The organism is Thermogemmatispora sp., assembly GCF_042408735.1.
Taxonomy (GTDB): domain Bacteria; phylum Chloroflexota; class Ktedonobacteria; order Ktedonobacterales; family Ktedonobacteraceae; genus Thermogemmatispora.
Genome location: NZ_JBHOQV010000183.1, coordinates 1 through 2,199 on the forward strand (window position 1 = coordinate 1; position 2,199 = coordinate 2,199).

General features: G+C 56.8%; 2 protein-coding genes. Both read left to right on the forward strand.

Annotation, left to right across the window (positions count from 1 at the left end; all coding sequences use genetic code 11):
- The first annotated feature begins 79 nt into the window (after positions 1-79).
- Positions 80-691, forward strand: a complete 612-nt coding sequence (locus tag ACFMO7_RS19455; protein ID WP_376797146.1) for a phosphopantetheine-binding protein — start codon at positions 80-82, stop codon at positions 689-691.
- A gap of 96 nt (positions 692-787) precedes the next feature.
- A partial coding sequence (locus tag ACFMO7_RS19460; RefSeq protein ID WP_376797145.1) for a condensation domain-containing protein occupies positions 788-2,199 on the forward strand: 1,412 nt, incomplete at its 3' end.

Sequence of the window (2,199 nt, forward strand, 5' to 3'; positions counted from 1 at the left end):
CCCCTCCGGCTCCCTCCTCTTCCTGGGCCGCCTCGACCAGCAGGTCAAGCTCCGCGGCTTCCGCATCGAACTCTCCGAAATCGAGGCCCTCCTCTCCTCTCACCCCTCCGTCCAGGAGGCCGCCGTCCTCCTTCACCAGCCTTCTCCCTCCGACCCCTCCTCCTCCCGCCTGGTCGCCTACCTTGTGCCTCGACCGGGGAGGGAGCTTGCTTTAACCGACCTGCAACAGTACCTGAAAGAGCATTTGCCAGATTACATGATTCCCAGTATATTCGTGAGATTAGAAAAATTACCGACAAACGAGCACGGAAAAATCGACCGTGCAGGTCTGCCGAAACCTGAGGAGGCAGATATTCTAAGCGAAGATATTCGCCCGGAGAGCGGGGCCAGTACGCCTGTTGAAGCTAAAGTCGCAGAGCTGGCAGCCTCTCTCCTGAAGAAAGAAGATCTTAATCTTGAGGAGAACTTCTTCAAGCTAGGAGGGAATTCGTTGCTGGGTGCTCAATTCGTGATGCGCCTCTCTCAGACATTCGGTATCGACCTACCGCTCCAGACACTGTTTAGAAGCGGCTCTCTGCGCGCCCTGGCTGCAGAGGTTGATCGACTGCTCTTCGAGAAGGTTGAGAGCTTGAGCGACGAAGAGGCCGAGGAATGGCTATCTCGCCTCGGTTTCGCAGAGAATGATTTTTAGCAAAAAATTCTCAAAAATTATTCAGAAACTCGGAACTAGAAAGCAGGTGCTGAAGATATGCCTTCGCAGAGAGATCTTTCAACAAAGAGACGTGCCTTGCTCGAGAAGCTGCGCTCGGGGAATCTGAACCAGGAGGGTGGGAGAACTTTGTTGGCGCCATTGCCGCGCCATAACCCTGAAGAGCCAGCCCCTCTTTCTTACGGTCAGCAACAGCTCTGGTTTCTATCTCAGCTACAGCCCGATTCTCCAGTCTATAATACGCCTATCGTTATTGAAGTTCCCGGCAGCCTGGACGAGGAGGCCCTTCAGCGGAGTCTCAATGCCTTCATGGAGCGTCACCAGCTCTGGCGCTCCTCTTTTCCTGTTCTGCATGACTCTCCTGTCCAGATGGTTCAGCCGTCTCCTTCTCTCTCTCTGCCTCTGACCGATCTCTCTTCTCTGCCCGCCTCCGAGCAGCTCGCCGCCGCCCGCTCCCTCGTCGAGCAGCAGGCCCGCCTCCCCTTCGATCTCTCACAGGCCCCCCTCCTGCGCGCCTCTCTGCTCCGTCTTTCGCCTCATCTGCACTGGCTGGTCATAATCGTTCATCACCTTATCTGCGATGGCCACACCGTTCAGCATATCCTGCTCCCTGAACTCTTTGAGTTCTATCAGAAGTTTTGTCAGGAGGCCACTGCCACCATCGAGCCTGCCCCGTACCAGTACGCCGACTATACGCTCTGGCAACAAGCGCATCTCTCTACCGAGCACCTGGAGGAGCTTGCAGCCTTCTGGAAGCGCTATCTACAGGGGGCGCCGACTACTCTCGCCCTGCCCACAGACCGCCCACGTCCAGCCCAGCAGAGTTTTCGGGGCAGTACCTATCATTTCACTATTGCTAAAGACCTGGCAGAGGCGGTGCGTGACTTTGCTCGCCAGGAAGAGATTAGTCTCTACACGGTCCTGGTGGCCTCCTTCCAGGCCCTACTTTATCGCTATAGCCGTCAGGAGGATTTTCTCATCGGTATTTTCACGAGTGATCGCCACCATCGACCAGAGTTTGAATCGATTGCAGGTTACTTCCTGAACACTCTTGTGCTGCGTAGCCAGCTCAATGACGGCATGGAAGCGCGGGAACTGGTGCGACAAACCTGGCAGAACCTGACCGAGGTCCTGGCCCACGGCGAGATGCCATTTCATCATCTGGTCCAGCGTATGCTACCCGAGCGAGATCCCTCCCAGAACCCGCTCTTCCAGGTTGCGATCTCGCTGGCACCAGCTCCAGCGCACCTTCCAGGGGGCTGGCGTGTTCAGGAGAGTGCCCTATCCAGCGGGAGTAGCCGTTTTGACCTCTCACTGATTCTGGAGGAGCTACCTGACGGGTCATTGCACGGCTGCTTTGAGTACAGCCAGGATCTCTTTGAGGAGCAGACCATCCTTCGCCTCTCCCGCCACTGGCAGACCCTGCTCTCCTCCCTCGTCTCCAATCCTTCCTGCTCCCTCTCCTCTCTCTCCCTCCTCCCTCCCGAGGA